Origin of the sequence: Streptomyces sp. WAC05292 (genome assembly GCF_003949955.1) — a bacterium.
GTDB classification, from domain to species: domain Bacteria; phylum Actinomycetota; class Actinomycetes; order Streptomycetales; family Streptomycetaceae; genus Streptomyces; species Streptomyces globosus.
The window spans coordinates 1-6,579 of the sequence record NZ_RPSE01000362.1 but is presented as its reverse complement, the minus strand read 5'-3'; the positions used below and the strand labels follow the sequence as shown (position 1 = coordinate 6,579).

6 protein-coding genes are annotated in these 6,579 nt (G+C 79.4%); all 6 read right to left on the bottom strand.

The genetic code is table 11. From position 1 onward, the window contains the following. Positions 1 to 911 (bottom strand): glycosyltransferase family 9 protein (locus EF903_RS26705; protein ID WP_399421756.1); only part of this gene is annotated, 911 nt, incomplete at its 3' end. Beyond that, positions 908 to 2,338 carry a PfkB family carbohydrate kinase gene (locus tag EF903_RS26700; protein ID WP_125547375.1) on the bottom strand — a complete coding sequence of 477 codons (1,431 nt, stop codon included), beginning with the start codon at positions 2,336 to 2,338 and terminating at the stop codon, positions 908 to 910. The genes EF903_RS26700 and EF903_RS26705, both read right to left, overlap by 4 nt. Further along, positions 2,335 to 3,102: an SIS domain-containing protein gene (locus EF903_RS26695; protein ID WP_125547372.1), complete on the bottom strand. Its 768-nt coding sequence runs from the start codon at positions 3,100 to 3,102 to the stop codon at positions 2,335 to 2,337. The genes EF903_RS26700 and EF903_RS26695 overlap by 4 nt, the downstream gene beginning before the upstream one ends. 60 nt (positions 3,103 to 3,162) lie before the next feature. Further along, complete coding sequence (locus tag EF903_RS26690; RefSeq protein ID WP_125547370.1) at positions 3,163 to 4,443, bottom strand: glycosyltransferase; 1,281 nt, start codon at positions 4,441 to 4,443, stop codon at positions 3,163 to 3,165. Beyond that, positions 4,440 to 5,405, bottom strand: coding sequence for a glycosyltransferase (locus tag EF903_RS26685; RefSeq protein ID WP_125547368.1), 966 nt, complete (start codon positions 5,403 to 5,405; stop codon positions 4,440 to 4,442). Before EF903_RS26685 ends, EF903_RS26690 begins: the two co-directional genes overlap by 4 nt. Next, positions 5,402 to 6,478 carry a glycosyltransferase family 9 protein gene (locus EF903_RS26680; protein ID WP_125547377.1) on the bottom strand — a complete coding sequence of 359 codons (1,077 nt, stop codon included), beginning with the start codon at positions 6,476 to 6,478 and terminating at the stop codon, positions 5,402 to 5,404. Before EF903_RS26680 ends, EF903_RS26685 begins: the two co-directional genes overlap by 4 nt. Between the last annotated feature and the right edge of the window lie 101 nt (positions 6,479 to 6,579).

The following is a 6,579-nucleotide window of genomic DNA, read 5'->3' as shown; positions in this document are numbered from 1 at the left end:
CCCCACAGGCGGGGCGCGACCGGCCCGAACAGGACGACGGAGGGGGTGCGCAGCGCCGAGGCGAGGTGGGCCACGCCGCTGTCCCCCGCGACCACGCAGCGGGCGTGGGCGACGAGCGCGGCGAGCCGGCCGAAGGGCAGGTCCCGTTCGCCGCCGGCCACGGCATCGGGCGCGAGGCCCGCGTACGCGGCGACGCGGCGGGCGAGCGGGCCCTCGCCGCGGCCCGCGACGACCACGACGCGGTGCCCGTCCCGGGCCAGGGCGCGGCCGACGGCGGCGAACCGCTCGGCCGGCCAGCGGCGGGCCGGAGCGTCCGCGCCGGGGTGCAGGACCACCGCGCCGGGCGCCGGCGAGGGCTCGTCGGGGAGCGGGAGGGCGAGGTCGTCGGGATCGGCGTGGAGGCCGTACCAGCGGAGCATCCGGCACCACCGGTCGCGTTCGTGTTCGTCGGGGCGCCAGCGCGGCCCGGGCGCCTGCGGGCGGCCGGGGGGTGCGAAGACGAGGAGGCGGCGGGGCCGCAGGTCGGCGAGCAGCATCCGGGAGGGCGGGCCGCATCCGTGCAGGTCGACGGCGATGTCGGGCGGTGGCCCGGACCAGGGCAGGGCGGCCGGCACGGCGCGCCCGGGGGCGTGCGCGGGCAGCAGCCGGTCCACGGTGCCGAGGGCCCGGACGGCGTCGGCGAGGCGCTCCGGAGCCGCCAGGACCAGTTCGTGCCCGGGCAGGGCGCTGCGCAGGGCGCGCAGGGCCGGGACGGCGGTCAGCAGGTCGCCGAGGCCCAGGGCCCGCAGCACGGCGGCCGTGGGCGGCGCGGCGCGGCGCCGGCGGCGGCGCGGCGGGGACGGGCGGGCGGCCGGGCCGGTCGCGGCGGGAGCCGCGGCGTCCGGCCCGGCGGGCGGCGGGCCGGCCGTCACGGGACGCCGGCCCCGGCCTGCCCGGCGGCCCCGGCGGCCGAGGCGCGCGCCGCCCGCCTGGCCAGGCCGGTGGTGGAGCGCCCGTCGAGGTAGGGCAGGACGACGGCCTGCCCGCCCCACGCCCGTACCCGGGCCGCCTCCGGCAGGTCGTCGACCGCGTAGTCACCGCCCTTGACCCAGATGTCGGGCCGCAGCAGGGACAGCACCTCGGCGGGGGTGTCCTCCTCGAAGGGCAGGACGGCGTCGACGCTGCCGAGCGCCTGCAGCACGCGCGTGCGGTCGGCGAGCGGGGTCAACGGGCGGCCCGGGCCCTTCAGCCGGGTCACGGACGCGTCGGAGTTCAGGCAGACGACCAGGCAGTCGCCGATCCGGCGGGCGCTGTCCAGCAGGCCGACGTGGCCGGCGTGCAGCAGGTCGAAGCAGCCTCCGGTCGCCACGACCGTGCCGCCGCGCGAGCGGACCTCCCGTACGAGGGCCAGGGCGTCGGAGCCGTCGGGCAGGGCGGGGGCCGGGTCGGGCCGCCGCCACAGGGCCGCTTTGGAGGCGCCTCCGGCTGCCACGAACGCCGCCGCCTCGGTGACGGCGTGCCATACGGCTTCCTCGGGGAGGGCTCCGTCGGCGAGGGCGGCGGCGGTGTGCGCGGCGAAGCAGTCGCCGGCGCCGCAGGTGTCGCCGTACGCCCGGAACGGCGCGGGCACGAGGAGCGGCGCGTCGGCGTGCGGGCGGGTCAGCAGGGCGCCGCGCTCGCCGAGGGTGACGGCCACCGAGGCGGCCTGCCAGCGGGCGGCGAGCAGCGCGCCGCGGCGTGCGTAGGCGCCGAGGGATCCGCCGCTGCCCTCTTCGGGGCACAGGGCGCGGGCCTCTGCGGCGTTGGGGGTGACCAGGCGGGCGCCGGGGACGGGCGGCCCGCCCCGCGGGTGGGGGTCCCACACGAGCGGCACCCGGCGTGCGGCCCGGGCCAGCAGGGGGCGCAGGGCCTCGGCGGTGCCGCGGCCGTAGTCGGCGACGAGGACGGTGTGCGCCGTGGCGAGCAGTTCGCCGCACTCCTCGGTGGCGGGCCCGGCGCGGCCGCCACCGCGGTCGAGGCGGACCACGGGGCGCCCGGAGGCCAGGACGCGCGTCTTGACCGGGAGCGTGCCCGCCAGGGGCAGTTCCACGAGCCGGATGCGGCCGCGCAGGGCCTCGCGGACGCGGCGGCTCGCACTGTCCCGGCCGAGCGCGGTGACCAGGACGACCTCGCGCCCGGAGCGGGCGGCGGCGAGGGCGGCGGCGAGTCCGGCGCCGCCGGGCCGGGAGCGGTCGGAGGCGACGTCGACGACGGGGACGGGCGCGTCGGGCGCGAGGCGGTCGGCGGCCCCGTCGATGTCCCGGTCGAGGAGGACGTCGCCGACGACGACGAGGGGGGCCGATGCGGAGGATGCGGTCACGGCGTCCTCCCGGTCACGGGCACGGCGGGAACGGGGCGGCCGTCCGGTGCGCCCGCGGCAGGGCGCGCCGTGGTGGTCGTGCCGACGCGGGTGGCGGCCCGGCCCGTCCCGGGGGGCCGCGGGGCCGCGGCGGTGTCCCGGTCGAGGGCCTCGTCGAGGGCCTCGCACAGCAGGTGGACGGCGACCAGGTGGACTTCCTGCACGGTGGCGGTGGTGTCGGCGTCGATGCACAGCGCCTCGTCGCAGGCATCGGCGAGCGGGTTGGGTGCGGGGCCGGTCAGGGCCCACGCCCGCAGGCCGTGCTCGCGGGCCGCGGCGGCGGCGGACAGCAGGTTGCCGCTGCGGCCGGACGTCGACAGGAACAGGGCGACGTCGCCCGGCCGGCCGTGGGCGGCGACCTGCCGGGCGAAGACGTGGTCGTAGCCGTAGTCGTTGCCGATGGCCGTCACGCTGGAGCTTTCGGCGTGCAGGGCGATCGCGGAGAAGGGGGGCCGCTCGCGGCGGTAGCGGCCGACCAGTTCGGCGGTCAGGTGCTGGGCCTGCGCGGCGCTGCCGCCGTTGCCGGCGGCGAGCAGCCGGGCGCCGGCGGGCAGGGCGCGGGCGAGTTCGCCGGCCCACCGTTCGAGGAGGCCGGTGCTGTCGCGGCACATCCGCTCCAGGGCGGACTGCAGGGAGGTGCAGTGGGCTCGGACGGCCGCCGGGGGCGGCGATCCGTGGCGCGCGGGGCCCTCGGGCTCGCGCTGCGTGCGGGGTTGCGGGTTCATGGTGGGGGCCGGCCCGCGGGACGCGGTCGGCCTCACCTCCTTCCGGACGCGCGGGACGGTTCAGGCGGGCGCGGGGCGGCGTACGCCGGGCGCGGCCGCTGCGGGCCGGGAGCGGCGTTCCAGGACGGACCGGTACGAGGCCTCGGTGGCGGCGGCGACGCGGTCCCAGCCGTAGCGGGCGACGGCGCGGCGGCGGGCGGCCGTCCCGTACGCGGCCCGGAGCAGCGGGGCGGCCAGCAGCCGGGACACGGCGCGGGCCAGGGCGGCGGGGTCGCCGGGCGGCACCAGCAGGCCGGTCTCCCCGTGGACGACCGTGTCGAGCTGGCCGCCGACGGCGCTGGCGACGACCGGCCGGCCGCAGGCCATCGCCTCCAGCGGGACGATGCCGAAGGGTTCGTAGTCGGCGGGGCAGAGCACCGCGTCGGCGCTGCGCAGCACGGCGGGGACGTCGGCGCCGCCGAGGCCGCCGGCGAAGCGGACCCGGTCGGCGACCCGGGCCTGGCGGGCGGCGGCGCGCAGCCGGACGACCTCGGGGTCGCGGTCCAGGTGCTCGGCGGGCGGTCCGCCGACGATGACCAGTTCGGCGCCGGGGAGCCGGGCCAGGGCGGCGATGGAGACGGCTGCGCCCTTGCGGGGCACCAGCCGGCCCAGCTGGAGCAGCCGGTACGGGTGCGCGGGGTCCCGGGGGGCGGCCGGGCCGTCGGGGTGGAAGCGTGCGGGGTCGACGCCGCAGGGCACGACGTCGGCGCGGTCATGCGGGACACCCATCCGGATCAGCTCGTCCACCTCGTCGCGGCAGGTGGCGAGGACCCGGTCGCAGCGCAGCCCGATGTCGCGCTCCCAGGGGATCCGCTGGGCGGGGCTGGGGTCGGCGGCGCCCTGGTGGCGCCGCTTGACTGTGCCGAGGGCGTGGTAGGTGTGCAGCAGGGGGACGCCGAGCACGCCGGCCGCGGTCAGGGAGGCCACCCCGGACATCCAGTAGTGGGAGTGTGCCAGGTCCGGCGGGTCGGCCCTCCATTCGGCCAGCAGCCGGCTGCCGAAGGCGCCCATGTGCGGCAGCAGTTCGTCCTTGGGCACGGGCCGCGGCGGTCCGGCGTCGACGTGGTGCACCCGCACTCCGGGGCGGAGCTCCGCGACGTCGGGCAGGTCGGGGGAGTCGCGCCTCGTGTGGACCGTGACGCGGTGGCCGCGGTCGGCGAGGGCGCCGGCCAGGCAGGCGACGTGGACGTTCTGCCCGCCCGCGTCGGCGGTGCCGAGCGCGGCCAGCGGGCTGGCGTGCTCGGAGACCAGGGCGATCGCCAGCGGGCGGCCGCCGTGGCCGGGTCGGGCGGGGGGCGTCATGACCGTACCTCCGTGAGCAGGTGCTCCCATTCGGACAGGAAGCGTTTGAGGCCGTACCGGTCGAGTGCGGCCCGGCGGGCGCGGGCGCCGTCCTCCGCGGCGGCTTCCGGTTCGTTGAGGTAGTGGCGGGCCGCGCGGGCCAGTTCGCCGGGGCGCGTCGACAGGGTGCCCGTGCCGGGCGGGACGGCGGCCACGGCCTCGGTGGTGGCGAGCGCCACCACGGGCATGCCGAGGTGCATGGCCTCCAGGAGGGACAGCCCGAGGGAGGTCCAGCGGACGGGGTGCAGGTACAGGCGGCGCTCGGCCATGGCGGTGTGCAGCCGTGCCTGGGGCAGGTCGCGGCCGCGGCAGCGGTCCGGGTCCAGCCCGAGGTGTTCGGCGAGGCCTTCGGTGCGCATGCCGAACACGTCGAGCGGGGCGGCCTCGCTGAGGGCGGGCAGCAGGTCGGTGCCGGTGTACCGGCCGCGCCGGACGGGGTCGTTGACGACGACGGCGGCGCGGGCCAGCCGGCCGGTGTAGCGGTGGCCGGGATCGACGATGCCGTGCTCGATGACCCGGGTGCGGGTGCTGCCGGAGTCCCAGAACAGCCGGTTGAAGTGGGTGACGTGGACGAGGACGGTGTCGTCGCGGTCGGCCGCGGGGTGCCTGGTGCACGGCACCCGGCCGTCGGGGGCGTTGTGCTCCAGGTAGACGGCCGGCACGTCCCGGCCGGGGCGGCGGCCGCCGAGCCACTGCTCGGCGAGCCGCCACTCGTGCGGGCGCTGGAGGACGACGGCGTCGACGGGAATGTCGGCGAGCTGCCCGGGGGTCACCTCGCGGACGGAGTCGGGCCAGTCGAAGGTGCGGGCCCGGCCGAGGCCGTCCGGGCCGCGGTCGGGGGTGACGGGCACCAGGTAGGTGTGCGGGCCCTGGACGAAGGCGGTGGTCCAGGAGCCGTGGACGTGCCACAGGAGGATGTTCACCGTGCTGCTCCTACGTCGGGGGCGGCTGCGCGGCGGCCGCCGGCGGTCGCGCGGCCGGGGTCGGCGCCGAGGAGCGCGGCGACGGCCGCGAGGACCTCCTCGTCGCGTACGGAGTCCAGGCAGGGGTGGCCGGGCACCGGGCAGGTGCGGGCGCGGGTGGCGGCGCAGGCCGCCTGCTGGTCGCCGAGCAGGACGTGCGGGACGCCGTACGGGCGCCAGCGCTCGGCCGGTACGACGGGGGCGAACAGGCAGGCCACGGGGGTGCCGACGGCGCCGGCCAGGTGGGCGGGCCCGGTGTTGCCGGTGACGACCGCCCGGGCCCCGGCCAGCACTCCGGCGAGTTCGTGCAGGTCGCGGGTTCCGCCGCCCAGGTCGAGGGCGTGCCGGCCGGCGACGCGGGCGGTCAGCTCCCGTTCGGCGGGTCCGCCGGTGACCACCACGCGGTGCCCGGCGCCGTGCAGCGCCGCGACCGCGCGGGCGGCCCGTTCGGGGCTCCACGCCCGGGCGGGGACGGCCGCGCCGGGATGGACGACGAGGTAGGGGTCGGGGCCGGTGAGGCCGACGGTCTCGGGCGGCTCCAGGATCCGCAGTGCCCCGTCGTCGCCGGCGGGCAGCGGGTAGCCGAAGTCCCGGGCCAGGTCGAGGGCGGCTTCCGCCTCGTGCCGGCCGGGCCTGCGGCGGTGCCGCAGGGTGAGCAGGGAGCCCGGGTAGTCGGTGCAGTCGGCGGCGGTGTCCCGAATGCCGGCGAGCGCGAGGAGCAGGGCCGCGGGCAGTGGGCTCTGGTGGTGGGAGACGAGGATCAGCGCCCGGTCGAAGCGGTCGGCGGTGAGCGCGTCCAGCAGCAGGTCGCACTCCTCGCGGGAGGTCCGCGGCGGTGCGAAGCCCACCCACGGCGCGTGGTGGACGAGGATCCGCTCGACGCCCGGGAGCAGCGCGGCGGCGGGTGCACCCTGGGGGCCGCACAGCATGGCCGTGTAGGAGGAGCCGGCCGCGACGGCGCGGACGGCGGGGCCGGACAGGAGGACGTCTCCGGCGCTGTCGAGGCGCACGACGAGGGTGCGCGGGTCCCTCAGCACGGGCTGCCTCCGGGGTGGGCGGCACTCCGGCGGCGGCCGGCCCCCCCCGGAGGCAGCCCGTGCTGAGGGACCCGCGCACCCTCGTCGTGCGCCTCGAC